Raw genomic sequence first — 25,211 nt, forward strand, 5'->3', positions numbered from 1 at the left:
CGCTCACCCCACAGTGCGGGCACCGACGCGACGCCCCGGAAGGAGTCGAGGTGTTCGATAGCATCGGCTGGGGTGAGATCCTGGTTCTCATCGTCGCCGGTCTGTTCATCCTCGGACCCGAACGGCTGCCTTCCGCGGCGGCCTGGCTGGGTAAGACGGTTCGTCAGGTCCGCGAGTACGCCACCGGAGCACGAGACCAGCTGCGTTCCGAGCTGGGACCGGAGTTCGACGATCTGCGCAAGCCGTTGGAGGATCTGCGCGGCATCCGCGATTTCGACCCCAAGCGGGCGGTGAGCAAGCACCTGTTCGACGACGAGAACCCGCTGGACGGGGTCACCAACGACCGGGGTTCGGGCACGAACGGGCACAAACCGAGATCGGACGCTCCCCCCTCGTTCCGTCGGGAAAAGCCGCTGGATCCGGGCGAACGCCCACCGTTCGACTCCGACGCCACCTGACGGTCGGGACGGTCCCGCGCCCGGACAAGCACCGTGAGTAGCGCGGCGTCGATTCGCGGCGTCGATTTCTCGCGAAATCGCCGCGCGGTTGGGTGGCCCTCGGTGCGTGAGGTGGTGGGACTCCGGCTCCGTCGATTTCTCGCGAAATCGCCGCGCCGCTACGGCGCAAGTCGAACTCCCACCACTCCCGCAAGTCGAGTCCCGACCGCCCTCGCGATCGGCACCGCCGCGGGTTCTCCGGTGCGGCTCTCGCGAGGAAGGCCCGACGTCGCGTAGGTGCCTACCCGATGTCGGGCCTCCCGGAGCGAGAGCCGTGCGAGAGGTTCCGCCAAGAACCCAGCTACGGAAGCCGGGAGACCGACCTAGTCACCCAGGCCGGCGACGAATTCGACGAGGGTGCGGGCGGCGAACCCGGTGGCCCCCGCGACCACCTCGTCGTAGGGTTTGTCGGCGCGCGCGGGACCGGCGATGTCGAGGTGCGCCCACGGCAACTCGCCGGTGAACTCGCGGAGGAACAGTGCCGCCATCAGCGCGCCAGGGCCCTGTGCTGCCTGCTTGACGTCGGCCGTGGTGCCGCGGACGTCGGTGGCGTGGTCCTCGGACAGCGGCATGGGCCACCAGTTCTCACCGGCACGCCGCCCGGCGTCACGCACCCGTTCACCGAGTTTCTCGTCGCTGCTGAACACACCACCGGTTCGCAGCCCGAGCGCGACCTTCATCGCACCGGTCAACGTGGCGACGTCCACGATCAGATCGGGCTCGTGGTTGCGAACGGCGTAGCCGAGCGCGTCAGCCATCACCATGCGCCCCTCGGCGTCGGTGTTGGCTACCTCGGTCGTGGTCCCGTCGTAGTGACGCACCACGTCACCTGGGCGGTAGGCGGACCCGGAGACGTGGTTCTCCGCCATCGGGACCAACGCGGTCACGCGGGCGGGAAGCTCCAGCCTGGCTATGGCCAGCATGGCGCCGATCACGGCACCGCCACCCGCCATGTCGGTGCGCATCATTTCCATGCCCTCGGCGGGTTTCAACGAGATCCCGCCGGTGTCGAAAGTGATCCCTTTGCCCACCAGCACGACGTGGCGGATCCCGGAATCGGCGTTACCGGAACCCTGCCAGGTGAGTTCGAGGAGCCGCGGCGGCCTGGAAGACCCGCCACCGACCGCGAGCACACCACCGAATCCCTGTCCGGCCAGCCACTTCTCGTCGCGCACCGTCGCGTTGAGTCCGGTTACGGAGCCGGTCATGGCAGCGGCGGTGTCGGCCAGCCAAGCCGGGCTCTTGACGTTGGAAGGCGCGTTGGCGAGGTCGCGTGCGACCGAGGTCGCCGAGGCCCACTCCCTGGCGCGTCGGGCGGTCTCGCGCAGCCGCGTGACGTCCTCACCCGGCTGAGCCACCAGCAGAACCTTGCGCACGCGGGGCGGGGTCGGACGCGCACTCACCCTGAAGTGGTACTCCCCCAGTGCCACGCCCAGGGTGAGGGCGCTGACGAGCTCCGGGGTGACCCCGGAGGGCAGCCGGAACTGCACGTACTCCACGTCCAGCGCCTCACCCAGATCGCGGGGATCGGCTCCCTCACCACCGGAGTCGCCGATACGGGCGCGAATCGCCCTGGCCAGTTCACCACCAGCGGTGCGCCAGCGGAACGGCTCACCGTCACCGATGCCCACAGCCCAGCCGAGTCGCCCCTCGGAAAGCGGAACCGCGCGGACTTCACCCGCCTTGCCACTGACGTCCAGTGCTCGCAGGGTCGCGGTGTCGACGCCGAGGTTCCCGGCGGCGGTTTCCAGATCCGGTTCGCCGTCGATGTCGGCCACCGGTACCGCGGCCGGGATTCCCTCACCCCATCGTTCGACGACGTCGACCTCGACCAAAGCGGTCGGAATCACGGGAAGAACGGCTTCCGGGTTCGAAGCCGCGGGAGCGGAACCGGGCACTGCGGCACCTTCCTGACCTGGTTGTTCGGTTGGTTCGTGCTGTCGTGGGACCAAAACGATCACTCGATCGAGACCATAACCGGGGATCGTCCCGGCCCGTACCGGCGCGCCGGAAAGTGACCCCGGCACCCACCGGCGCCGGGATCGCTCGCATGGCGGGGCGAGCGGACGCTCGCCGGTCACCTCACGGCGGCCTCAACCGGTGACCGAGTTTAGAGCCTCGCTCAGATTCGTGGCCTCCTCCATCGTCATTTCGACGACAAGACGCCCACCACCCTCGAGCGGGATGCGCATCACGACTCCGCGTCCCTCCTTGGTCACCTCGAGGGGACCGTCACCGGTCCGGGGCTTCATGGCCGCCATAGCGTGCTCCCTCCGTGAACTCATCCCACCGACTGGTCACCGGACCAGCCTTTGTCCTACATTCTCCCCCATCCGGACGCACCCGCGAAACCGAACCGATCAACTTCCGTCCGTGCTGCGCTGCTCGAACGATGCGTCCAGGCTGCGAACTCCATCATCCTGGCCCGCCGATCGGCGAGTCGAAGACCTTTCGGGCGCGTCGCCGTGCCGGTCGGCCACATCCACGACGGGTGGGCACCACAGCGGACATCCCACCACAACCACGAACCACCGCCCGTGTTCCCGCGGTGCACACTGCCGAGGTGACGGGGTCGGGACGGGTGCGCACGGCTACTCACCGAACGAAACGAGGTCTACTGTGGAGCAAGAGGCGAACGACTCGACCGTGGTGAGTATCACAACGAACCGGGGACGGGCCACCGTCCACGCCGATGACGAGGGAGATGTGGCGTGACCGAGGTACTGCTGACCGAAAACATCGATGGTGTGCGCCGAATCACACTCAATCGGCCCGACTCGTACAACTCGCTCACCGTGGAGCTCAAGGAACGGTTGATCGAAGCCTTCCGAGCGGCGGCGGCCGACGACTCGGTCCGGGCGGTGGTGATCACCGGAGCGGGCAAGGCGTTCTGCGCCGGTCAGGACCTCAAGGAACACATCAGTCAACTGGACTCCGGCGACAGCACGCCGATGCACACCGTGGAGGAGCACTACAACCCGCTGATCCGTGCGATAACCACACTGCCCAAACCGGTGATCGCGGCGATCAACGGCGTCGCGGCCGGAGCGGGCGCCTCGATCGCGTACGCCTGCGACCTTCGCATCGCGGCGGAGAACGCCAAGTTCGTGATGTCGTTCGCCGACGTGGGTCTCTCCACCGACTCGGGGGCCTCCTGGACCCTGCCCCGGCTCATCGGCTACGGACGCGCGATGGAACTGCTGCTGCTGGGAGAGGCCGTGACCGCCGAAGCGGCGGAGCGGATGGGCATGGTCAACCGCGTGGTGCCCCGCGACGAGGCGGTGGACAACGCCACGGAACTGGCGGGACGCATGGCCACCGGACCCACCAGCGCCTACGCCAGGATCAAGGAAACGATGCTGGCGGCGGCCGCCGAGGGGCTGGACGAGGCCCTCGCCGTGGAGGCCGGGGCGCAGAACCAGTGCGGCGGCACCCGGGACCACCGGGAGGCCGTGGACGCCTTCGTGGCGAAACGCTCCCCGGAGTTCACCGGCCAGTGAGCGACCCGGCTAGCGTCGCCCCCGGGGTCGCGCGACAACGCCCGCGCGGCTGCCCGGCTCCCGACACACGCGCCGAGAACCACGTGGTGCTCACCCGGCGAGCCAGCACCCGGCGACGTGATCGTCGATCATTCCTGTCGCCTGCATCAACGCGTAGCAGGTGACGGGGCCGAGAAACCGAAAACCACGGTCGCGCAGTCGAGTGGCCATCGCGGCGGACTCCGGGGTGCTGGCAGGCACCTCCGCCGTGGTGGCCGGACGCGTCCTCGTGGCCGGGTCCGGCGCGAAGGACCAGAGCAGCTCGTCCAACGACCGGTCCAGTTCGAGCACGGCACGGGCGTTGCCGATGGCGGCGTCGACCTTGGCCCGGTTCCGCACGATCCCACGGTCGGAGAGCAGTCGCTGCCGGTCTCGTTCGTCGAACTCGGCGACCCGCCGGGGATCGAAGTCCGCGAAGGCCGCCCGAAAGGCCGGGCGTTTCCGCAGGATGGTCAGCCAGGAGAGCCCGGACTGGAAGGATTCCAGACAAAGTCGCTCGAACAAGGCGTGCTGCCCGTGCACGGGCTTGCCCCACTCGGTGTCGTGGTACTCCCGGTAGTCCGGCGGGTCCGCGCCCCACGAACAACGCGGTTTGCCGTCCGCACCGACGATCGCGGTCACCGTTCTCCCCACTCGGTCTCGTAGTTCCGGCAGAACGCGACGAAGGAGCGCAGCGAACGGCGCAGGCCCCACTCGACGGCGGGTGCGGCCAGCGGCCAGCCGACCGCGAACACCGTGGGGAGCTCGAAGCGTTCCCACCAGAGGAACCGGCTACCACCCGCACCGTCGGGTTCCACCACGAAACCGCCGGTGCCCCGCACCAGCGCCCCGGTGTGCCGCACGGAGCACCTCTCGGGTGGTTGCCAGACCTCGATCCGCATCGTGTCGAGCACCCCCAGCGAACCGAGCCCGGTGAAGGCCGCCAGTTCCGAACCGGGACGGTCCCCACCGCCTCCCGCGATCCACACCCGGGTTCCCAACATCCACTCGCCCTGCCTGGACCAGTCGGTCACCGCGGCCCAGACCACCTCGGGAGCGTGGGGAACCGATATCGCGGACCGCAGTTCACGTTCGATCATGGTTGTCACCTTCCCGGCCGGTCGGGTCCGCTCCCCCGTGCTGCTGGTCCTCACCGCCGTGGGACCGCTCCGCTTCCTCGTGTGGCCGGTCCGCTTCCACATGTGGCCGGTCCGCTTCCTCGTGTGACCGGTCCGCTTCGCCGCACGGCGCGCGGCTCTCGACCTCGCGAAGCGACTGTTCGAGCACCGCGACGCGCTGCCGCGTGTCGTCGAGCTCGTCGGCCAACCGATCCAACGCCCAGTCGACCTCGGAAGCCTTGTAGCCGCGGAAGACCTGTTGGAAACGCAGCGACCGGACATCGTCCCCGGTCACCGGCGGGGGCGGCAACCGGGTGGGTGTGGCCCCCGGCGGCAACGGTTCCAGTTCCTCACCGCGTCCGAACACGAGCACGGCCAGCAGATAGACCACCGCCGCCACCGCGAGCACGATCACGACGTAGATGAGTGCACTTGCCACAGCACAGATCGTGGCACGTGACTTCCCGCGCGGCGCTATCGGACCGATGCGGCTGGCGGCCCCAGCACACCGTCGATGGCCGCCGTGAACTCGCGCCAGGCACGCCGTTCGTCGTTGAGCGTTCGCATCCCGGAGGGGGTCAGGCTGTACGTCCGCCGCTGCCTGCCACCGACGGTACTCCACTCACTGCGCACGTAACCCGCTCGTTCGAGCCGCCGCAGCGCCGGGTACACGGTCCCGGTGGGCAACGACACGGCGCCACCACTGCGCTGTTGCAGTGCCTCGATGATCGCGTAGCCGTGCAGCCGTTTGCCGTCCAGTGTGGCCAGCAGCAGTCCGTCCAAATGACCGCGGAGCGCATCAGCTTTCACAGGTAGCCACTCTACGTTCCCGGATGGACACTGTCACCGAATTTCCCGCAAGAGACTTAGGTCCCGTCGACCCCCCGGGATAAATGAGTTGTGTCACAGCCAGCTCTCGAATCCCGAGCGGGGCGTCGGGAGTCAGCCCGAACAGGCCCGCAACGCCGAGTCCACGTCCTCGACCACTGTCAGCGCGTCCAGCGATCCCCGCGAGGCGAAGCCGGACTCCACGAGTTCACGGGTCCAGTCCAGCAGGCCGCGATAGTGCCCGTCCGGATCCAGCAGCACCACGGGTTTGGTGTGCATGCCGATGTAGCGCGATGTCCACACCTCGAACAGCTCCTCGCAGGTACCGATACCGCCCGGCAGCGCGAGAAAGGCCGTGGCGTGCGCGTCCATGAGCCCCTTGCGTTCCCGCATCGTGTCGACCACCAGCAGCTCGTCCGCCTCGGTGTCGGCCACTTCGCGGTCGACCAGCTCGCGGGGAATGACGCCGACAGTACGGGCTCCGCCCGAGCGGGCGGCCCGGGCGACTTCGCCCATCATGGACACTCGTCCACCGCCGGAAACCAGCTTCCAGCCACGTTCGGCGATCCCGGCACCCACCTCTCCCGCGAGGCGTACGTAGCGTTCCGGGACGGGACGCGAGGCGCAGTAGACGCACACGGTGACCTGCCCGGTCGCCCCCTGTCCCTGGACGTGCTGTGTCATGCTGCCTCCGGCTGCGAAGCCTGTCAGTGGGCCGCGTCCCAGGCGGCGTACGCCTCCTCCACCACCCGCACCGCGTCGTCGACGTCATCGGTCAGGTGGAGCAGCCCCAGTTCCTGATCGCCGATCTTACCGCTGGAGTGCATGGTGTCGCGGATCCACTCGTAGAGCCCGCGCCAGTACGAACGGCCGAACATCACCACGGGGAACTTGGTGACCTTCTTCGTCTGCACCAGGGTCAGCGACTCGAACAGCTCGTCCATGGTCCCGAATCCACCGGGCAGGCACACGAACGCCTGGGCGTACTTGACGAACATCGTCTTGCGCGTGAAGAAGTACCGGAAGTTCACCCCGAGGTCGACCCACGGGTTCAGCCCCTGCTCGAAGGGGAGCTCGATCCCCAGCCCGATGGACAGCCCGCCCGCCTCGGAGGCGCCTCGGTTGACCGCCTCCATGGTGCCGGGCCCACCACCGGTGATCACCGCGGAGCCGGTTCCCGCCAGGGCCGATCCCAGCCGCACGCCCTCCCGGTACTCCTCGTGCTCCCGTGGCGTGCGGGCCGAACCGAACACGGTGGTGGCACGGGGAACCTCGGCCAGCGCGCCGAATCCCTCGACGAACTCGGCCTGGATCCGCATCACCCGCCAGGGATCGGTGTGCACCCAGTCGGCGGGACCCCTGGAATCGAGCAGCCGTTGGTCGGTGGTCGTCGGCTCGCCCATCCTGGAGCGGCGCAGCACTACGGGACCGCGCTGCTTTTCGTGGGGGTGTTCGTCCCCGTCCGGATACTCACCGTCACCGCCGAGAACCTCTCCCACCGGTTGCTGTTCCTCGCTTTCCGGGTGGTGTGCTCCGTTGCCTTCCGGACCGTGGTGTCGCTGACCGTCGATCGTCATGCCACCGAGCTTATGCACTCCGCGTGAACCCGAGATGATGTCCCCGGAACAGGCGACGGGCGATCGGCTCAACCCGGTACCGCTTCCGGACGCGTTCGGCGTCCCCCGAAAGCCGTGAGCGGAGTAACATCCTGGGCAAGCGACCCGTACCGTCACCGCGCGGCGGTGACGCGCACGAGTCGTCGGCGTGGTCTCCCGGTCCCGACGAGCGGCGGAGGGGCCGGGACGGAATCTCGCCGCTGCAGGGGGCCGGAAATGATCATCGAAGTACTCATCGGCGTACTGGTCGTTCTCGCGCTCGTCGCCGCTTCCAGTGTGCGGATCATCAGGCAGTACGAGCGCGGTGTGGTGCTGCGCTTCGGACGGCTGCAGCGCACCGTCAGACCTCCGGGCCTGACGGCGATCGTGCCCGGGGTCGATCGGCTGCGCAAGGTCAACATGCAGATCATCACGATGCCCGTACCGGGTCAGGAGGGGATAACCAGGGACAACGTGACCGTGAAGGTGGACGCGGTGGTCTACTTCAACGTCACCGACCCCGCCAGGGCCGTCATCAACGTGGAGGACTACCTGTTCGCCATGGGCCAGGTGGCCCAGGCCTCGCTCCGCTCGATCATCGGCAAGAGCGATCTCGACGACCTGCTGTCGGACCGGGAGAAGCTCAATCAGGGGCTGGAGGTCATGATCGACAGCCCCGCGTTGAACTGGGGCGTGCACATCGACAGGGTCGAGATCAAGGACGTCTCACTGCCCGAGGCGATGAAACGCTCGATCGCGCGACAGGCCGAGGCGGAACGGGAACGCCGTTCGCGGATCATCTCCGCCGACGGCGAGTTCCAGGCCTCCCGCAAGCTCTCGGAAGCCGCGGCGGTGATGGGGCAGACCCCGGCCGCGTTGCAGCTGCGTCTGCTGGAGACCGTGGTCGAGGTGGCCGCCGAGAAGAACTCCACCCTCGTGCTGCCGTTCCCGGTCGAACTGCTGCGCTTCGTGGACCGCACGCGGGACGGTGCCGCCGAAGCCCCCGCCGCGGCGATGGACACCTCGGGCGACGACCACTCCGGGACGGAGGACGGCGGAGAGACCGAACAGCGCCGTTCCACGGCCGAGGAGTGGTACGAGCTGCCGGACGACGCCGGAGGCGGTGTGTCCGTTCGAACCGATACGGCCGGAACGGAATCACCACCGCACGTGCCGGGACAACGGGAGACTCAGCAGCGGGCCGAGGAGCAGGAGGACGCCACGCGCACCGGACCCGCCCGGTAAGGCCCGGTGGATCCGGTTGTCGCGGTCAACAGCGCGGTCAGCCCGGTACACCGTCCCCCAGTGCCCGACGCAGCACCTCGGCGCAGTGCCGGACGTCGGCCGCGGCGACGTTCTCCTGCTGGGTGTGGGCGAGAGTCGGCGAACCGGGGCCGAAGTTCACGGCGGGCATGCCGCGCGCGGCGAACCGCGCCACATCGGTCCAGCCGAGCTTGGCGACCGGTGAGGATCCGGAAGCACGCACCAACTCGCTGGTCGCCTCCTCGGCCAGACCGGGGTGCGCTGCCCTGGCGGCGTCGACCACGGTCACCTCGAACCCCTCGAACACCTCCCGGACCCGCTGTTCCGCCTCGGCCAACGAGGTGTCCGGGGCGAACCGGTGGTTGACGGTGACCACGCACTCGTCCGGCACCACGTTGCCCGCCACGCCGCCGCTGATGCCGACCGCCTGCAGCCCCTCGTGGAAGCGCAACCCGTCGATCTCGGGTTCACGCGGGGTGTACTCGGTGAGCCTGCGCAACACCGGCTCGGCCGCGTGGATGGCGTTCTCCCCCATCCAGGCGCGTGCCGAGTGCGCCCGGACCCCGCGGGTTCGCACCTCGACCCGCAGCGTCCCCTGGCACCCCGCCTCGACGGCCGCGTTGGACGGCTCGCACACCACCGCGAGCCCCCCGTCCATCCAGTCGGGCAGGTCACGCTCGATCCGGTTGAGCCCGTTGCGGTCGGCGGAGACCTCCTCGCAGTCGTAGAACACGAAGGTCAGGTCGTGCTTCGGCCGGTCGAGCGTCGCGGCGAGGTGCAGCATCACCGCGTCGCCGCCCTTCATGTCCACCGTCCCGCAGCCGTGCAGTATCTCCTCGTCCGCGCCACCGGAACGGCGCAGCGGCAGGTTGTCGTTGACGGGAACGGTGTCCAGGTGGCCGGCGAGGACCACTCGGGACTCCAGACCGAGGTTCGTGCGGGCCAGCACGGCGTTCCCACTGCGTACGACCTCCAGCCCCGGGGCGTCCGTACGCAGCGCCTGTTCCACGGCGTCGGCCAGCTCGTCCTCGGAACCGGAAACGCTCGGGATGTCGACCAAAGCGGCGGTGAGTTCGACCGGGTCGGCGGTGAGATCCAATCGCGGCGTCACGTCCGGCACCCTACCGCCCACTGCGAGGCGGCACCGGCGCGGCGATTACCGTTTTCACGGCCCCGGGTGTGGCCGCACGAGCCCCGGGAAGACTCTCCCGCTCGGCTCGAATGCCGAGTTCAAAGCCGATTGGAGAACGATGAGCAGCCCGAACACTCCGGACCCGCAGGTTACCGGCGCCCACGGTGTGGGAATCGCCACGATCACCGACGACGGAACCGTGCTCGACACCTGGTTCCCGACCGTCCGGCTCGGTGAGCCCGAGCAGGTCGGCAGCAGCCGACTGACCACTGCCGAGGCAGCCGACTCGCTGGGGGACGCCGGAGCGGAGCTGCTCGGCCGCGACGAGGCGCGCGGTGTGGAGGTGGTGGCCGTGCGCACGGGCATCGGCAAGCTCGCCGACGCCCCCGCCGACACACACGATCTCTACCTGCGGCTGCACCTGCTCTCGCACCGGTTGGTGCGCCCGCACGGGCAGAACCTGGAGGGCATGTTCGGCCTGCTGTCCAACGCGGTCTGGACCAACCACGGCCCCTGCCCGGTGGAGGGCTTCGAGGCCACCAGGCTGCGGCTCAGCGCGCGTGGCCCGGTGACGGTCTACAGCGTCGACAAGTTCCCCCGCATGGTGGACTACGTCATCCCGTCGGGGGTCCGTATCGGCGATGCCGACCGGGTTCGGCTGGGTGCCCACCTGGCCAGCGGCACCACCGTGATGCACGAGGGATTCGTCAACTTCAACGCGGGCACGCTGGGTGCCTCCATGGTGGAGGGGCGCATCTCGGCGGGCGTCGTCGTCGGTGACGGCTCGGACGTCGGGGGCGGCGCCTCGATCATGGGCACGCTGTCCGGTGGCGGTCGTGAGGTGATCTCGGTCGGCGAGCGCTGCCTGATCGGCGCGAACGGCGGCTGCGGCATCTCGCTGGGCGACGACTGCGTCGTGGAGGCGGGGCTTTACCTCACGGCGGGCACCAAGGTCGCCCTGGAGGACGGCAAGCTGACCAAGGCCGCGGAGCTGTCCGGCGCGGACGGGTTGCTGTTCCGGCGCAACTCGAACACCGGCGCCGTCGAGGTCATGGCGCGCACCGGCGGCAAGGTGGAGCTCAACGCCGCGTTGCACGCCAACGACTGATCGAGGCTTTCCGGTCGGATTGCTCGCTCGGCGGAACCTCCCGCCTGCTCTCGCTCCGGGCGGCCCGACATCGGGTAGGTGGGCGGCACGGGGGCGGCCTGCCGCGAACACGCCCCGGAAACCGGGCCGGGAAGGTCGTGTCGGCACTACCATGACGGCATGTCCTCGGACGACGCTCGGGACGACGCGCGTAACCGGACCTCGGCGGGGACCGATCCGGTCGACATCGGTCTGCCCGCCGAGCCGGTGCGCGCCGCGCGCGGCGCGTCGGTCGTCGAGCACATCCGCGCCGCGCTGGACACCAGGACCAGGGCACTGCTGGCACATGATCCGGGTACGCGTTCCGGCTCGGATCCCGAGGACCTGCACCGGATGCGGGTGTCGGTTCGCCGGATGCGGGCGGTGCTCAAGGCCGGGCGGAGCTGGCTCGAACGGGACTGGTGCCGCTCGCTGCGGGCCGAGCTCGGCTGGCTGGGACGCGGTCTGGGGCCGGTTCGGGATCTGGACGTCCAGCTGGCAGGGCTTCGCGAGGAACGCGATGAGCTGGACGAGGCCGAGCGGAGACCGGCGACGCGGCTGATCGACGAGCTGACCGAGCGGCGCGAGTCCGCTCGCGCGGACCTGCTGGAGATGATGCGGGCCGAACGCTACGAGCGGTTGCTGCGGTCGCTGGGCGAGGCGGTGCACGAAGGCCCGCCGACCGCCTCGACTCCGCCCGCCGAGTCCGACGCGCTGTACGAGTTGGTGCGTGGCGGCGTGCGAACCGTCGAACGCGCTGTCGGTCGGCTGGGCGACCCACCGACGGACGAGCGGCTGCACGCGCTGCGGATCGAGGCCAAACGGCTCCGCTACTGCGCGGAGCTGGCGGTGCCGGTGTTCGACGGAGTCGTCAAGGACGTGCTGGCAGCCGCCGAGAAGCTGCAGGACGTGCTCGGGGTGCACCAGGACGCGGTGGTGACCGAGGAGTGGCTGTGGTGGTTGACCCACGGCGATGAAAACGGTTCGGAACCGGCTCCCGTCCGGGATCCCGAGGTCGTGTTCGTGGCGGGGCGGCTGGCCGAGCGAGCGCGGGCTCGCAGGGTGCGACAGCGCGAGGCGTGGTGGCCCGCCTGGCGGAAGCTGCTGCGGTTGGAGCTGTAGCGGGTCGTACGACGACAGGGCGCGAGCCGGATCGCCAGAACCGGGATGCCGTGCGGATCTCACTTCGGTTCCCGGGACCGCGCCGACCCGACACGCCCGGGAGAGGACGTGAAGCAGCGCCCCTGCGCAGGCGGCGGCGATTTCTCGCGAAATTGACGCGCCGTCGGTGTCGGGGCCGGCCGATGTCGTCGGGGCCGGCCGATGTCGTCGGGGCCGGCCGATGTCGTCGGGGCCGGCGGCGAGAGCCCCGTGAGAGGGTCCGCCAACCGGGCGCCGCGGCGAACCGGTCCCGGCCCCGGAACGACCGCTATTCGGCGAGACGCCGCGCGGCGGCTTCGACACGCTCGTCGGAGGCGGTCAGCGCCACCCGCACGTGCTGCTCACCGGCGGGGCCGTAGAACGTGCCGGGGGCCACCAGGATTCCGCGCCGAGCCAGCCAGTCCACCGTGCTCCAGGCGTCCGTGCCGCCGCCCGCCCACAGGTAGAGCCCGGCCTCGGAGTGGTCGATCCGGAACCCGGCGCCCTCCAGTGCGCTCCACAGCCGCTCACGCCGCGCACGGTAGCGCTCGTACTGCTGCCGCACGTGCTCGTCGTCGCCGAGCGCGGCGGTCATGGCCTCCTGCACGGGCCGGGGCATGATCATTCCGGCGTGCTTGCGCACTTCCAGCAGGTTGCCGACAAGCCGCGGATCACCGGTGACGAAGCCCGCGCGGTAGCCCGCGAAGTTGGAGGTCTTCGACAGCGAGTGAACCGCCAGCACCCCATCCGGTCGCTCGCCGGACACCGCCCGGTCCAGTACGGACACCGGCCGGTTCCGCCACCCCAGGTCCAGGTAGCACTCGTCGGAGGCCACCACGGCGCCGACCTCGCGTGCCGCGCGCACCGATTCGGCCATGGTGGCGGCACCGTCGACCCGCCCGGTGGGATTGGACGGCGAGTTCAGCCACACCAGGGCGGTCCCGGCGGGCGGGGCCTGTCCGGGAGCCAGCCGAACGATCTCGGCACCGGCCAGGCGGGCTCCCACCTCGTAGGTGGGATAGGCCAGTTCGGGAATCGCCACCACGTCCCCGGGACGGACCCCCAACAGGGTGGGCAGCCAGGCGACGAACTCCTTGGAGCCGACCGTGGGCAGCACGGCTTCCGCGTCGAGCCCGGTCACGCCGTGCCTGCGCCGCAGGGCCTCGACGGCGGCGGAACGGAGTTCCGCCGTGCCGTGCGTCGCCGGGTAACCGGGCGAGTCCGCCCCGGCGGCGAGGGCTTCACGCAGCACGGGCGGCACCGAGTCGACGGGGGTACCCACCGACAGGTTGACCACGCCGTCGGGATGCGAACGCGCCAGCTCACCGGCCGAGGCGAGCGAGTCCCAGGGGAACTCGGGCAGCCGGGGGCCCCGCGGCTCGGGCGATGACTGCCCGGTTACCGCGACACCGCCGGACAAACCGTCGACACTCATTCGCCCTGCGGGGGCAGGCTGGACACGGGCTCGACGTCCTTGTTGACCTTGCCCACCTTGGCGGCGCCGCCCGGTGAACCCAGGTCGTCGAAGAAGTCCACGTTGGCCTGCGTGTAGGCAGCCCACTCGTCGGGAACGTCGTCCTCGTAGTAGATGGCCTCAACCGGGCAGACCGGTTCACAGGCACCGCAGTCGACGCACTCGTCCGGATGGATGTAGAGCATCCGCCCGCCCTCGTAGATGCAGTCGACGGGGCATTCCTCGATGCATCCCTTGTCGAGCACGTCGACGCAGGGCTCGGCGATCACGTAGGTCACGATTGCTCTCCTGCTTGGTACGTTTTCTCGTCCCGCGCCGGTTTCCCGCGCGGCTGACGCCAGTATCTCTCGGAAGCGCCCCGTACACATAGGTGGTTCCACAGCGCGGGAGCCACGATGAGGGTACTCGGCGCCGCACGCGCAGGTAAACGGCCACGCGCCGTAGCGGCACCGTGAGTACTCAGTCGGTTGACAACCTACCGTGCTTGTTGATCCATTTGCTCGCCTTCCGCGCGATACTCCGCAGCGCGGCTCGTTCTCCCAGGTAACCGCCCACGACACCGACCACGGGCAGCGAACCGAGCACCTCGTGGTGCAGCCTTCCCTGCGGGCGCGCGTCCAATGCGGCGTGCACCTCCCAGAGCGCACGTGCCATTCGCCACACCGCCCGTGCGAGCGCCCTGGGGCGGGAGCGCCGCCCGTCCGTCAGTTCACCGGTGAGCTCGACCGCCCGCCGCTCGTCGACCAGTCGCTGCTCGGTCCACTGCCGCTCGGAACCGCCGCCCGCCGCTACCTCACGGGACATATCGCGACCGAGCATCACGTGCGCGATCATCCTGACCTGCTCCGTCCGGTCGTGCAGTCCGTGTTCACCGGCGACGGCGACGAGGACGAGTCCCTGCGCGACCGTGCCCAGCGCGTTGCGCAGGGGAAGTTTGGAAGTGATGACCCCGCCGAAGCGGGGCAGCCCGACGATCGCGGCGAGGAACCTGCCCACCCGCAGCGACCACCAGTCGCAGCGTTGCGAGACGGTCATCGCGTCCCAGGCCGAGCTGCCGGGAAGCCGCATGCCGTCGAGCCTGCGCAGCAACCCCGCGGTGTTCTTCCGCCGGGAACCGCTCGCCGCATCCGTTCGGTGGTCCACCACCGATTCGAGCTCGCCGGTGGCTCGGCCGCTCGCGCCGTCCGCCCCCGCGCGAAGGTCGTCCCCGGTGGGCTGTGGACCGAACTTGCCGCGCAGCCGGAACGGGTCGGACTCCCGCAGCGCGCGCAGCACCGGATCGCAGGCACGCACGAACGGCCGCAGCACCTCGGCGAGTCGCTCGTCGGTGATCACCTCGGCCACGGCTGTTCACCTCGCACCCGGCGGAGCGTTCCGCACGATGCCGATCATGGCCGCCGCGGGCAGCACCCCGGCCGCGATCAGCAGATAAGTGCGCCAGTCCTGCGCGGGCAGCAGCACGTCGCCACCGGGGCCGAACACGCCCAGCACGAACACGGTGAGAAACCACACCAGCACCGGCACCCAGCAGGCCGCACCGTTCGGGGAGCTCTTGGCCGCCACCGCCACCAGCAGGGGGTTGGTGACGGCCGCCACGGCAGCGGTTATCGGGAACTGCACCGGCCCCAGGTACGAGGGCAGGAAGAACAGTTCGATGATCGCCAGCAGCAGCGCGTCCAGCGCCAGCAGTGCGATCAGGCCGTGCTCCGGCTGTTTCGTGATGTGCTCACTCGTCATGGCTTCCCGCCTGTTCGGAAGTCGCGGCCCGCTCCGAGGTCGTGTCCAGCCCCGCGAACAGGTCCGTGCTCGGTGCCGCCTCGTCGCCGCTGCCCAGTGCGTAGTACTCGGTGGTCGACACCGGCTGGCCGATCCCGTTGGACAACGCGTAGGCAGCCGTTCCGACACCCTCGGACGAGTCGCCGGTCCAGACCCGCACCTGGGTGCGGTGCGCCCGCAACGCCGCGAGCTTGGCGGGCAGCTGTTCCGCGACATCGACGGAGGTGGTGATCTCGTCGGGCTCGACGGCCGGTAGTTCCGCGGCGTCGGGCAGCGGGAACGGCACGTCGCAGGACTCGCCGAGCCGTTCCAGTCCCGCCCGGAGATCGGCCACGGACCGGACCGCGTAGAACAGCCTGCGCACCTCGGGCACCCGTTGGGTGGCCGCCACGGTCAACTCGTGCGCCCGAACGTGGTCCGGGTGGCCGTACCCGCCGTCCGAGGCGTAGGTGACCACCACCTGGGGGCGAACCTCGCGCAGCACGGCTTCCAGCTGGGCGATCTGCTCGGCGGGATCGCCCGCCACCAGTGAGCGGGGGTGGCTTCGCGGTGCCGCGGTGGCGGTCTTGCCGTGCTCCTGCCACACCATCCCGGAATCGCGCCAGCGCCCGATGCCGCCGAGGAAGCGCTGCTCGGTGACTCCCAGCGAGGAACAGGCACGACGCAGTTCACCGATGCGGTAGCCGCCCAGCTGGTCGGCCCCGTCGGAATCCAACCCGCGCAGTTCGTCGGGAATGACCTCACCCTCCTCACCCAGCGTGCAGGTGACCAGGGTCACCCGCACTCCGGCGGCGGCGTAGCGGGCGATGGTTCCACCGGTCCAGAGTGTCTCGTCGTCCGGATGCGCGTGTACCAGCAGCAAGCTCGGTTCAGTCGTCGATGTCACTGGTCCAGGTTAGGACTCCGTGGCGGGCCACCGGAGGCAACCGGTTACCGAACCGATCACGGCAGCGGAACCGGTCACGGCAGGGTGGCGGGCTGGTGCGAAGCGTGCGAAGTGATCAGGCTCACCACCCGGTCCTCGGGTGAGAACTCGCCCTCGCGCCACAGGCGATCGGCGGCCACCAGCGGAGCGGCGGAGCTGAGTTCGGCCGCCACACCGGCCGCGGCGAGTCGATCGGTGGCCGTGCGGAGCTCCGCCTCGGAGCAGGCGACCGCCGTTCCTCCGGACTCGCGCAGCACCCGCAGCGACATGACCGTGCCCTGCGGATTGCCGATCGACGATGCGAAACTGTCGGGGTCGACCGGCTGTTCGGGCGGCAGTTCCAGATCCAGCCGCGACGCGGTGGACAACGAGGGGTAGCGCTCCGCGGCGATCATGCGGGGCGTGCGCCGCGCGAGGCCGAGCGTGTGCAGTTCCCGGAACCCCAGCCACAGTCCGGCGAAACCGTCGCCTCGGGACACGGGCACGACCACCGCCTCGGGGGACTCGCCGAGTTCCTCGACGATCTCGTAGGCCATCGTCTTGTAACCTTCGATGCCCGCCCAGTGGCTGGCGACCGGGATCGTCGAGGTGTTGGTGAGCACCGCCCAGCCTTCCACCGAGGCCCTGTCACGAAGCAGCTCCCACCGCTGGTCGACGTCGGCGGCCCGAAGCACTCGACCGCCGTGCAGCTCGATGAGGCCACGCCACACGTCGGGAATTCCGGGCGCGGTGACCACGACGCAGTCCAGCCCCGCCAACGCGGCGTAGGCCGCGGCGGAGACCCCGGCGTTGCCGCTGGAGGCCAGCGCCACCGTGCCGTAACCGTGTCGTGCGGCGCGGGAGACGGCGGCGCTGTAGAACCGGTCCTTGAAACTGCCGGTGGGGTTGCGGCGCTCGTCCTTGAGCAGCATCCGGTGGCTGCCCTCGTGCGCTCCCGCCGCCAGCGGCACGAGCGGGGTGCCGCCCTCACGCAGGGTCACCGCGTGTTCGCGAGCCACCGGCAGCAACTCACGGTAGGACCACATGCCCTCGCGCCTCGCCGCCCAGCGACGTGCCAGTTCGGCACCGTCCACTCCGCTGAGATCGTGCTCGGCCAGCATCGCGGCGGGCACGCCCTCGCCCCGGCAGTCCGGACAGCCCTCGGTGTCCTCGCTCGGTTCGCCGCGCGCGCCGCACCGGACGCAGCGCAGCCCGAGGAGCAGGGGAGCACCGGAGGAGTTCCCGGCGGCGTCGTGCGGATCCGAACCCGGGATCACTGCGGCCAAGACGGTTCGCTCCCTTCGGTGTGCCGGTCCCGATCAACCCGGATATCCCGGTCAACCTAACCGACCGGGGCGTGCGGTACCACCCGGTTTCCGGGGGCCGGACCTGAACGGATCACCAGTCGTAGCTCTCACCGGGTGCTCCCACCCACTCACCCGCACTGCTGAACGGACCCGCGAACCCAGGGCCGTCGTGCACTCCGCTGACCTCCCGCCGCACGGCGAGCACCTGCGCCTCCTGGTAGAGCGGCAGTGCGACCGCCTCGGACCACAGTGCGGGCTCGACCCGCTCGGATGCGCGCCGGAAGGGCACCTCTCCGGTCGTGGCCGCCTCGATCGTCGGCTGCAGCAGCTGATCGCAGAAACCGACCATGTTGAACTGGCGTGTCCGTCCAGTGTCGGGATCGACCGCCGGACAACCCCACTGTGCGGCCATGGTGGCGGCGGGATCGGTGTTCACCGGTCGGGAGACGACCGCGAGGTCGATACCGGCGGAGCTCGGCGGGTCCTGCACATCGGGGTCCGTGGTGAGCATGGTGCGGTAGAGCTCATCACCCTTGGGGGTGACAACGGTGGTCTGAATGTCCTGCTCGTTGAGCTGTTCCGCCACGGAGTTGGCGATCGCCTCGTGGGAGTCCTCCCGGAACTGGGCGGCGATGACCAGATTCAGCGGTGACCCGTTCCGCACCCAGCTACCACCGCTGTGCTGGTACCCCGCCTTGGTGAGCAGCTGCTCGACGCGTTTCGGCGAGGGACCTTCCGTGTACTCGCCGGAGGGCTCGGTGGGAACGTAGCCGGGCTGGGAAGGGGCCAGCACCTGGGCGTGCGCGGGAAGGTCCGCGGCCGGACCGCCACCGGTCCCGGTGTCGATCAGCTCCTGCCGGTCCAGCGCGGCCAACACGGCTCGGCGTACCCGAACGTCGCCGAGCTGTGGGCTGTTCGGCCGCAGCAACAGTGTGCTGCTCACCGGACGGGGCATCGTGGTCAGCTGGACGTCCTCACCGAGACCGCGCAGCGCCTCCATCGTGGCGGCATCCGCCGAGAACATCCCCACCTGCACGTTCCCGCTGCGCAGTGCGGTTATGTTCTCGGCACGTGCCGCCTTGCGCAGCACGATGCGGTTGGACTGGGCGGGGTTGCCCCAGTAGCGCTCGTTGCGCATCAGCACGACCTCGCCACGGTCGAGGTCGAACGTGCGTATGGCGAACGGTCCGCCGGAAGCGGGGTATCCGTAGTCCAGGGTGTCCGCCCATCCACCGGGGGCGTCCTTGAGCAGATGCGCCGGCAGCAGGTGGTCGAACAGCGATTTCCAGCCCGGATACGGCTTCTCGAAGGTGACCCGCACGGTTTTTCCGCCCTGGCGGGACTCCACGTTCGAGATCAACCGGTAGCCCACGGGATTGATCACGCCGGGCTGGACGCGGAGCTGCTCCCAGAGGTAGACGAAGTCCTCCGCCGCGATCGGCGCACCGTCCGACCAGCCCGCCGCGGTGCGAATCCGGTAGCGCACGGTGAACTTCTCGGCGTCCTCGACCACCTCGGCCGATTCCAGCAACGTCTCGTTGAGCACCCGCTCGCCGTTCTTACCGGGCACGAACACCGAGGGAAGCATGAGCTCGGCCAGAGCGTCGGTGACCGGTGACTGGTCGGCCAGCACGTGCGGGTTGAAACCACCGCGCAGTTCGTCGACGCTCGCCACGACGACCTTGGGTTTGGGCGGTTCGGTCGGGGGTTCGGAGCTGGGGGGCGGCGAGGTCGACTCGACCAGCGGTGGTGGCGGCGCGTTCGTGCAACCCGCGATCATGGTCAACGAGACCAACAGCAGTGACACGACGGGAAGCACACGACGCCGAGTTCGGTACACGCTGGACGAACCTCCGTTGCGGATCCGGCCGGAACCACGACCCTCACGGACGCCCCCTGCCCGGGCGGCGTCGTTCTACCCGCCACCCTGCCGTCACATGGTTCCGAACGGACACGACCATGCCACACTCCGAACCGGTTCCACCCGGCGACTCCGCGAGATGGTCGGCACGGGAGCGGCGTCCCCTGCCGACCACCCCGAAACTCCGGGGCGGGCCGGAACCGGTTCGGACCGACGGCAGCGTTCGGTCAGCCCTGCGAGTCCCTGGACTTGGCCCGGGAGCGTTCCCTGCCGCGCTGGGTGCCGTCCAGGGTGACCTTGCGAATGCGCAACGCCTTGGGCCCCACCTCGACGCACTCGTCCGCGGAGCAGAACTCCAGCGCCTCCTCCAGACCCAGCTTGCGCGGGCGAGCGAGCCGTTCCAGCTCCTCGGAACCGGCCGAGCGCATGTTGGTGAGCTTCTTCTCCTTGGTGACGTTGAGGTCCAGGTCCTCGGCCCTGGGGTTCTCCCCGACGACCATTCCCTCGTAGACATCGTCACCGGGCTCGACGAAGAAGGTCCCCCGGTCGGACAGCTGCATCAGGGCGTAGTTGGTGACCGGACCGGTGCGGTCGGCCACGAGCGATCCGCTGTTGCGGGTGCGCAGTTCACCCGCCCACGGGTAGTAGCCCTCGAAGACGTGGTTGGCGATTCCCGCCCCCCTGGTCTCGGTGAGGAACTCGGTGCGGAAACCGATCAGTCCGCGCGCGGGCACCACGTAGTCGAGCTTGATCCGGCCGGTGCCGTGCCCGTCCATGGTCTCCATCTTGCCCTTGCGACTGGCCAGCAACTGGGTCACCGCGCCCAGGTGGTCCTCCGGGATGTCCAGGGAGAGGCGTTCGAAGGGCTCGTGCAGTTTGCCGTCGATGGTCTTGGTTACCACCTCGGGCTTACCCACGGTGAGTTCGAATCCCTCCCGGCGCATGGTCTCCACCAGCACGGCCAGGGCCAGCTCGCCACGGCCCTGCACCTCCCAGGTGTCCGGGCGTTCGGTGTCCACGACACGTAGGCTCACGTTGCCGACGAGCTCGGAGTCCAGACGGTTCTTGACCAGGCGGGCGGTGACCTTGCTACCGCCGTTGCGCCCCGCGGTGGGCGAGGTGTTGGTGCCGATCGTCAACGAGATGGCGGGGGCGTCGACCGTGATGCGCGGCAACGGATCCGGTTGTTCCGGATCCGTGAGGGTGTCACCGATGTTGATGTCGGGAATCCCCGCGATGGCGACCAGGTCACCGGCCGAGGCGTAGTCGGCGTTGACCCGCTCCAGGTTCTCGGTGACCATCAGCTCGGTCAGCCGCACCTTCTCCACGCTGCCGTCCTCGCGGCACAGCCCGACGGTCTGCCCCTTGCGCAGCTCACCGGCGTGGATCCGGCACATACCGATCCTGCCCAGGAACGAGGACGCGTCGAGATTGGTGACCAACGCGCGCAGCGGAGCCTGCGGGTCCCCCTTCGGTGCGGGCACGTGCTCGAGCAGGGTGTTGAACAGCGGGGTGAGGTCGCTCTCGGGGACCTCACCCAGCGCCGGAGCGGTCATGTCGGAGCGCCCCGCCTTCGCGGAGGCGTAGACGACGGGGATGTCCAGCACCGACTCGTCGGCACCTACCTCGGCTGCCAGTTCGAGCAGCAGTTCGTGGGTCTCGTCGACCACCTCGGCGACCCTGGAGTCCGGCCGGTCCACCTTGTTGACGACCAGGATGACCGGAAGCTCGGCCGCGAGGGTTTTGCGCAGCACGAACCTGGTCTGCGGCAGCGGCCCCTCGCTGGCGTCGACCAGCAGCATGACGCCGTCGACCATCGACAGGCCACGTTCCACCTCACCGCCGAAGTCGGCGTGGCCCGGGGTGTCGATGACGTTGATGGTCGTCGCCCCCTCCGGAGTCACCCGCCGGATCGCGGTGTTCTTGGACAGGATCGTGATGCCCTTCTCCCGCTCCAGGTCATTGGAGTCCATCACGCGGTCAACGGGCTCGGTGCGCTCGGAGAACGCGCCGGACTGCCGGAGCATGGCATCCACCAGGGTGGTCTTGCCGTGGTCGACGTGCGCGACGAGCGCGATGTTGCGCAGATCGGTACGGGTGCGCTGGTTCGGGCTGGCGACACTGGTGGCGGACACGCAGGAACTCCTGGCTGTCGTACGGGTCGTGGTAACGGCTTCGTTTCGGAAACCACCCGGATGGTTCGCCCGCGACGGAACCGGCGGGTGTGGCCACCGCGGAATCGAATTCGTGATCACACGCCAGCGGCGTGCTCCCCTTCCGGCGGCCTGCTTCTTCTCCCCCAGGGTAGTGCACCGAGGAGGTCATTCGGTCGTGTGGCTCGACACCATCGGCCAACGGTTGACCCAACAGGGTTAGGTTCGCCTATCCTCATCCCTGACCGCCGCTCCCCGCAGGAGGACCACGTGGGAAAGAAGAAAGACACCATCAAGGTGAAACGAAAGTGCTGCCAATCGAAATCAGCGTGCAAAACCTGCCCGATCGTGGTACTGCGCGAAGCGCTCCGGGAGTCCAAGGCGGCGGAAGCCGAAAAAGCCCGCAAGAAGAAGAAAAAGAAGAAAGCGACCCTCGAAACGACCCAGCAATAGCATCGCACCGGAGGACGTCGCCACGCGGAGGACTCCGCGTCCGAGTCCCGAAACCCGATTCCCGGCATTCGAACCCAGGGCATTCGGATCCGGGACATCCGCCCCAGAACATCCACACTGCCCGCCCCCGGAACGTGCACCGAGGGCTGTCCACCCCGTGACCATTCCACTCCAGTGACCGCCCCCGTCCCGCGAGCACCCCGGAACCCGACACCGTGCGAACGGTGTCGCGAACCGAGGCGGCCCGCTCGCTACTCCGCCGGGGTCAGATGATCGGCGTAATCGGCCAGCTCCGGGATGGTTCGAAGCGCCTGGAACTCGATCACCTCCTGACTTGCCACCTTGTGCACGACGAACGGGTCGGTCGCCAGGATGGCGTCCAGCTGCCCACGCGACATGGACCGCGCGATGATGACTCCGCCGGTTCGGGGGTGCCGCCTTCCCGAAGCCACGAAGTCTCCGGAGTCTTGATGATGGGACAACCATTCGGAATGATCCGGCAACAGCGCGTCCACATCCGCCAACGGGGCCGTGTAATGCACCAGAACTACGTACATTCTTTCACGATAGCTCCGATCGACAATCGAGGCGAGCAACCTCGTACAACGCCACACTATTCGACCAACCGGAAGAACATTTCAGACAAATCCGAAATTTAGTCGCGAATCCGCTTCGGGTTATTTTGGATCATGTTTTCCGCTTTCGGCGACCATGATCGTCCGCAGCGAGTCGAGCAGCAGCCGGTCGGCCTCCAGCCATTCCAGTCCCGCCAGCTGGGAGAGTTCGATCCAGCGCAGCGCCCGGTGCTCCACCGGAACGGGCGGGCGCGCGCCCGCCGCCAGCCGTGCCCGCCAAACCCGCAGCAGCATCCCGGACCCCGCTGACAGCGGAATGTCGGTTCCCACCCTCCCCAGCGGGACCACCTCGGTGGCGAGCTCCTCGCGGCACTCCCGCACCACCGCCTCCGGCTCGTCCTCACCCGGTTCGACCCTGCCGCCGGGTAGCTCCCAGCTGCCCGCGTGGTGAGCGGGATAACACCGCTGCTGCGCGAGCAACATCCCGTCCTCGACGAGCGCGGTACCCACCACGACCGGCCGGGGCGCCCACTCCGAGACGAGCTCCCGCACCGCCGCGAGACAGGCGCTCACTCGCCCGCACAACCACCGGGGAAGGCTTTCCCCCGCCAGGTGAACCTCGCAGCGGGAACGGTTACCCGTCGTACGCTCTTCCGGCCTGAACTCCAGCAGTACCGGACCACCGACCGCGGGCGAGTCGAGGCGCAACCGCAGTCCCGCCTCGTCGGCACGCAGCACGGTTCCCACCCCGCCACCTTCGCCGCCCGCGTCCTCGGGCTCCGCCGCGTCACCCGCACCGACGGCGACGGGAAACCGATCGCCGGCCAGCAACAGCTCCCCCACCGCTTCGGGCGCTCGTTCCGCTGTCGCGCCGAGAAATCCGGTCACGGTACGGGTGTGCCGCAGCGCCGCGGCGACCACGTGGACGGGAGCGTCGACGGCGAAAGCTGATTCCGGCACGACAGGAATCGTGCCCGCCCCGGTGCGGGACGAGTTCCCCGGGGCGAGAACACCGCCGGAACACCGACGACTCCGGACGGCCCGCCGCTCCCTGCTCCGGTCACAGCGCTCTACTCCGGTCACCGCCCCCGGCCGGGCAGGCGAACCTCGAACCGCGCGCCCCCTTCCGGGGAACTCCCCACCTGTGTCGATCCGCCGCGGCGTCGGACCACTTCGGCGACCAGCGCCAATCCCAGCCCCGAGCCACCACCGTCGCGTGCGCGATCGGGCTCGGCACGGTAGAACCGCTCGAACACGTGAGGGCGGTGCTCCGGTGCTATGCCCGGCCCGTCGTCGTCCACGAGCAGCCGCGCGCCCCGCGAGGTCGGCAGCACGGAGACACGCACGATGGCCCGCGCGTAGCGCAGCGCGTTCCCGACGAGGTTGTCCAGCACGGTGGCGACCTCGGCGGGCGTGGACCACACGGTGACGGCGGACAGCGGCGTGGTCAGTCGCACCCTGGTCCCGGCACCCGCCGTGTTCGACCGGTCCACCACCAGCCGTGCCGCCGCCACGAGTTCCACCGGTTCCCCCTCGGGGGGTGTAGCGGTGTCCGAACGCGCCAGCGCCAGCAGCCCCTCCACCAGCTCGGACAGGCGCCGGGCCTCCTGTTCGATCTGCCGCAGCGTCTCCTGGGCCAGTTCCGGATCGGGGTGAACCACCGCGACCTCCGCCTGTGCCCGGATCGAGCCCACCGGATTGCGCAGTTCGTGCGCCGCGTCCCCGGTGAACCTGCTCAGTCGCTCGGTGTCCGCGTCACGCCGGGCGAGCATGTCGTTGGTAGCCCGCGCGAGCGAGCGCAGCTCGTCGTCGGCCTCCGGCAGCGGTAGTCGCTCCCCCACCGGCAGTTGTGCCGCGGCCAGCCGCATCCGGCGCACCGGGCGAAGCGCCCCGCGTACCGCCAACCAGGTCGCCGTGCCCACGAGCAGCGCGACCACCAGCGAGCCGATCCCGAGCACCCGGTTCGCGGTGGTGCGAACGTCGCGATAGGCCGAGAGGTCCGCCCGGGCCAGCACCAGCAGAGGTTTGCCGCTCGGCGCGGCCACCACGCGCCCCACCCAGCGCACTCCCGCACCGGAACCACCGGTTCCGCCGGACCTGGTGACTCCCTTGCCCGCTTTCAGGCTGTTGATCTCCCACGGTCGCAGCGCGGTGGTTCCCCGGCCGTCCACCGGGTTGCCCGCGGTGTCCAGCACCCGGATGCCGTCTCCGGCGACCCGCCCGGGAGCGGCACCCCCGGTCAGGTTCGCCGCGACGGCGCGCGACTCGGTGCGAAGCCTCGTGTCCACCGACTCCAGCGAGAGCAGCCCGATGAACGCACCGCTGATGGACACGATCACGGCCAGCCCGAGCAACGAGGCGAACACGGCGGCGACGCTGGTGCGGAACTGCACGGTCCGCCGCCGCCACCAGGCACGGGGGTCGCGACCGGCCACGAACCGGAAACGGCGTCTCATGAGGTGACACGCCCTTCGCGCCGGGCTGGAACAGC

Annotated in this window: 25 protein-coding genes and 1 pseudogene; 6 read left to right on the forward strand and 20 right to left on the reverse strand. The window is 69.5% G+C overall.

Annotated features, from left to right (window positions below; all coding sequences use genetic code 11):
- The first annotated feature begins 50 nt into the window (after window positions 1-50).
- Complete coding sequence (locus tag BM150_RS00540; RefSeq protein WP_092922154.1) at window positions 51-458, forward strand: sec-independent translocase; 408 nt, start codon at window positions 51-53, stop codon at window positions 456-458.
- A 362-nt stretch (window positions 459-820) separates the two neighbouring features.
- On the opposite strand, the gene BM150_RS00545 is transcribed toward BM150_RS00540, so the two are convergent.
- Together BM150_RS00545 and BM150_RS00550 are read right to left on the reverse strand one after the other, a co-directional pair.
- The gene (locus BM150_RS00545) at window positions 821-2,395 is read right to left on the reverse strand and encodes a leucyl aminopeptidase (RefSeq protein WP_092922156.1); all 1,575 of its coding nucleotides are present in this window, start codon (window positions 2,393-2,395) and stop codon (window positions 821-823) included.
- Between the two features lie 195 nt (window positions 2,396-2,590).
- Entirely contained in the window at window positions 2,591-2,758 is a 168-nt protein-coding gene (locus BM150_RS00550) for a DUF3117 domain-containing protein (RefSeq protein WP_019853228.1), read from the reverse strand.
- A gap of 450 nt (window positions 2,759-3,208) precedes the next feature.
- Here BM150_RS00550 and BM150_RS00555 point away from each other — a divergent pair, with 450 nt between their 5' ends.
- On the forward strand, window positions 3,209-3,997 hold the full coding sequence (locus BM150_RS00555; RefSeq protein ID WP_092922158.1) for an enoyl-CoA hydratase-related protein: 789 nt from the start codon (window positions 3,209-3,211) through the stop codon (window positions 3,995-3,997).
- A 90-nt stretch (window positions 3,998-4,087) separates the two neighbouring features.
- Here the strand turns inward: BM150_RS00555 and BM150_RS00560 are convergent, their stop codons facing one another.
- The 6 genes and pseudogenes from BM150_RS00560 to BM150_RS00585 all read right to left on the reverse strand — a co-directional run bounded on the left by BM150_RS00560 (window position 4,088) and on the right by BM150_RS00585 (window position 7,538).
- Window positions 4,088-4,657 carry a DNA-3-methyladenine glycosylase I gene (locus tag BM150_RS00560; protein WP_092922160.1) on the reverse strand — a complete coding sequence of 190 codons (570 nt, stop codon included), beginning with the start codon at window positions 4,655-4,657 and terminating at the stop codon, window positions 4,088-4,090.
- The gene (locus BM150_RS00565; protein WP_092922162.1) at window positions 4,654-5,115 is read right to left on the reverse strand and encodes an SRPBCC family protein; all 462 of its coding nucleotides are present in this window, start codon (window positions 5,113-5,115) and stop codon (window positions 4,654-4,656) included. The genes BM150_RS00560 and BM150_RS00565 overlap by 4 nt, the downstream gene beginning before the upstream one ends.
- Before the next feature lie 148 nt (window positions 5,116-5,263).
- A pseudogene (locus tag BM150_RS00570) lies at window positions 5,264-5,572 on the reverse strand (DivIVA domain-containing protein); the annotation flags it as partial.
- 35 nt (window positions 5,573-5,607) lie between these two features.
- Window positions 5,608-5,943, reverse strand: a complete 336-nt coding sequence (locus BM150_RS00575; RefSeq protein ID WP_092922166.1) for a PadR family transcriptional regulator — start codon at window positions 5,941-5,943, stop codon at window positions 5,608-5,610.
- A gap of 132 nt (window positions 5,944-6,075) precedes the next feature.
- On the reverse strand, window positions 6,076-6,645 hold the full coding sequence (locus tag BM150_RS00580; RefSeq protein ID WP_092922168.1) for an LOG family protein: 570 nt from the start codon (window positions 6,643-6,645) through the stop codon (window positions 6,076-6,078).
- Between the two features lie 23 nt (window positions 6,646-6,668).
- Window positions 6,669-7,538 (reverse strand): LOG family protein, encoded by an 870-nt coding sequence (locus tag BM150_RS00585; RefSeq protein WP_217641278.1) that lies wholly within the window; start codon window positions 7,536-7,538, stop codon window positions 6,669-6,671.
- 255 nt (window positions 7,539-7,793) lie between these two features.
- Here BM150_RS00585 and BM150_RS00590 point away from each other — a divergent pair, with 255 nt between their 5' ends.
- Complete coding sequence (locus BM150_RS00590) at window positions 7,794-8,801, forward strand: slipin family protein (RefSeq protein WP_092922170.1); 1,008 nt, start codon at window positions 7,794-7,796, stop codon at window positions 8,799-8,801.
- Window positions 8,802-8,838: 37 nt separating this feature from the next.
- Here BM150_RS00590 and dapE read toward each other — a convergent pair whose 3' ends face one another.
- A complete protein-coding gene (gene dapE / locus BM150_RS00595; protein ID WP_092923174.1) occupies window positions 8,839-9,930 on the reverse strand; it encodes a succinyl-diaminopimelate desuccinylase in 1,092 nt (363 codons plus the stop codon).
- 139 nt (window positions 9,931-10,069) lie between these two features.
- Here dapE and dapD point away from each other — a divergent pair, with 139 nt between their 5' ends.
- Both dapD and BM150_RS00605 read left to right on the forward strand, forming a co-directional pair.
- A complete protein-coding gene (dapD, locus tag BM150_RS00600; RefSeq protein WP_092922172.1) occupies window positions 10,070-11,059 on the forward strand; it encodes a 2,3,4,5-tetrahydropyridine-2,6-dicarboxylate N-succinyltransferase in 990 nt (329 codons plus the stop codon).
- Between the two features lie 159 nt (window positions 11,060-11,218).
- Window positions 11,219-12,199 (forward strand): CHAD domain-containing protein, encoded by a 981-nt coding sequence (locus tag BM150_RS00605; RefSeq protein ID WP_092922174.1) that lies wholly within the window; start codon window positions 11,219-11,221, stop codon window positions 12,197-12,199.
- Between the two features lie 307 nt (window positions 12,200-12,506).
- Here BM150_RS00605 and dapC read toward each other — a convergent pair whose 3' ends face one another.
- From dapC to typA, 8 genes are all read right to left on the reverse strand, one after another.
- Entirely contained in the window at window positions 12,507-13,652 is a 1,146-nt protein-coding gene (gene dapC / locus BM150_RS00610; protein ID WP_092922176.1) for a succinyldiaminopimelate transaminase, read from the reverse strand.
- On the reverse strand, window positions 13,649-13,969 hold the full coding sequence (gene fdxA / locus BM150_RS00615) for a ferredoxin (RefSeq protein WP_092625686.1): 321 nt from the start codon (window positions 13,967-13,969) through the stop codon (window positions 13,649-13,651). Before fdxA ends, dapC begins: the two co-directional genes overlap by 4 nt.
- 181 nt (window positions 13,970-14,150) lie before the next feature.
- On the reverse strand, window positions 14,151-15,035 hold the full coding sequence (locus BM150_RS00620; RefSeq protein ID WP_092922178.1) for a hypothetical protein: 885 nt from the start codon (window positions 15,033-15,035) through the stop codon (window positions 14,151-14,153).
- A 6-nt stretch (window positions 15,036-15,041) separates the two neighbouring features.
- A complete protein-coding gene (locus BM150_RS00625; RefSeq protein WP_092922180.1) occupies window positions 15,042-15,428 on the reverse strand; it encodes a hypothetical protein in 387 nt (128 codons plus the stop codon).
- Window positions 15,418-16,353, reverse strand: coding sequence for an N-acetyl-1-D-myo-inositol-2-amino-2-deoxy-alpha-D-glucopyranoside deacetylase (mshB, locus tag BM150_RS00630; protein WP_092922182.1), 936 nt, complete (start codon window positions 16,351-16,353; stop codon window positions 15,418-15,420). Before mshB ends, BM150_RS00625 begins: the two co-directional genes overlap by 11 nt.
- Before the next feature lie 74 nt (window positions 16,354-16,427).
- Window positions 16,428-17,648: a threonine synthase gene (locus BM150_RS00635; RefSeq protein WP_217641312.1), complete on the reverse strand. Its 1,221-nt coding sequence runs from the start codon at window positions 17,646-17,648 to the stop codon at window positions 16,428-16,430.
- Window positions 17,649-17,769: 121 nt separating this feature from the next.
- Entirely contained in the window at window positions 17,770-19,485 is a 1,716-nt protein-coding gene (locus BM150_RS00640) for an ABC transporter family substrate-binding protein (protein ID WP_245755176.1), read from the reverse strand.
- A 281-nt stretch (window positions 19,486-19,766) separates the two neighbouring features.
- Window positions 19,767-21,674 (reverse strand): translational GTPase TypA, encoded by a 1,908-nt coding sequence (gene typA / locus BM150_RS00645; RefSeq protein WP_092922184.1) that lies wholly within the window; start codon window positions 21,672-21,674, stop codon window positions 19,767-19,769.
- A 288-nt stretch (window positions 21,675-21,962) separates the two neighbouring features.
- Between typA and BM150_RS23595 the strand changes: the two genes are divergently transcribed.
- Complete coding sequence (locus BM150_RS23595; protein ID WP_217641279.1) at window positions 21,963-22,145, forward strand: hypothetical protein; 183 nt, start codon at window positions 21,963-21,965, stop codon at window positions 22,143-22,145.
- A 251-nt stretch (window positions 22,146-22,396) separates the two neighbouring features.
- Here the strand turns inward: BM150_RS23595 and BM150_RS00655 are convergent, their stop codons facing one another.
- The 3 genes from BM150_RS00655 to BM150_RS00665 all read right to left on the reverse strand — a co-directional run bounded on the left by BM150_RS00655 (window position 22,397) and on the right by BM150_RS00665 (window position 25,176).
- Window positions 22,397-22,702 carry a YciI family protein gene (locus BM150_RS00655; RefSeq protein ID WP_092922188.1) on the reverse strand — a complete coding sequence of 102 codons (306 nt, stop codon included), beginning with the start codon at window positions 22,700-22,702 and terminating at the stop codon, window positions 22,397-22,399.
- A 120-nt stretch (window positions 22,703-22,822) separates the two neighbouring features.
- Window positions 22,823-23,680, reverse strand: coding sequence for a (deoxy)nucleoside triphosphate pyrophosphohydrolase (locus BM150_RS00660; RefSeq protein WP_092922190.1), 858 nt, complete (start codon window positions 23,678-23,680; stop codon window positions 22,823-22,825).
- A 119-nt stretch (window positions 23,681-23,799) separates the two neighbouring features.
- Window positions 23,800-25,176, reverse strand: a complete 1,377-nt coding sequence (locus tag BM150_RS00665) for a sensor histidine kinase (protein ID WP_092922192.1) — start codon at window positions 25,174-25,176, stop codon at window positions 23,800-23,802.
- Window positions 25,177-25,211: the final 35 nt, after the last annotated feature.

Origin of the sequence: Actinopolyspora alba (assembly GCF_900112765.1) — a bacterium.
Lineage (GTDB): Bacteria > Actinomycetota > Actinomycetes > Mycobacteriales > Pseudonocardiaceae > Actinopolyspora > Actinopolyspora alba.

Excerpts from the sequence above, each read along its gene's own strand:
- BM150_RS00550 (WP_019853228.1), bottom strand. The coding sequence starts at position 2,758 with ATGGCGGCCATGAAGCCCCGGACCGGTGACGGTCCCCTCGAGGTGACC.
- BM150_RS00565 (WP_092922162.1), bottom strand. The coding sequence starts at position 5,115 with ATGATCGAACGTGAACTGCGGTCCGCGATATCGGTTCCCCACGCTCCC.
- BM150_RS00580 (WP_092922168.1), bottom strand. The coding sequence starts at position 6,645 with ATGACACAGCACGTCCAGGGACAGGGGGCGACCGGGCAGGTCACCGTG.
- BM150_RS00585 (WP_217641278.1), bottom strand. The coding sequence starts at position 7,538 with ATGACGATCGACGGTCAGCGACACCACGGTCCGGAAGGCAACGGAGCA.
- BM150_RS00590 (WP_092922170.1), top strand. The coding sequence starts at position 7,794 with ATGATCATCGAAGTACTCATCGGCGTACTGGTCGTTCTCGCGCTCGTC.
- dapD (WP_092922172.1), top strand. The coding sequence starts at position 10,070 with ATGAGCAGCCCGAACACTCCGGACCCGCAGGTTACCGGCGCCCACGGT.
- BM150_RS00605 (WP_092922174.1), top strand. The coding sequence starts at position 11,219 with ATGTCCTCGGACGACGCTCGGGACGACGCGCGTAACCGGACCTCGGCG.
- dapC (WP_092922176.1), bottom strand. The coding sequence starts at position 13,652 with ATGAGTGTCGACGGTTTGTCCGGCGGTGTCGCGGTAACCGGGCAGTCA.
- BM150_RS00625 (WP_092922180.1), bottom strand. The coding sequence starts at position 15,428 with ATGACGAGTGAGCACATCACGAAACAGCCGGAGCACGGCCTGATCGCA.
- BM150_RS00655 (WP_092922188.1), bottom strand. The coding sequence starts at position 22,702 with ATGTACGTAGTTCTGGTGCATTACACGGCCCCGTTGGCGGATGTGGAC.
- BM150_RS00665 (WP_092922192.1), bottom strand. The coding sequence starts at position 25,176 with ATGAGACGCCGTTTCCGGTTCGTGGCCGGTCGCGACCCCCGTGCCTGG.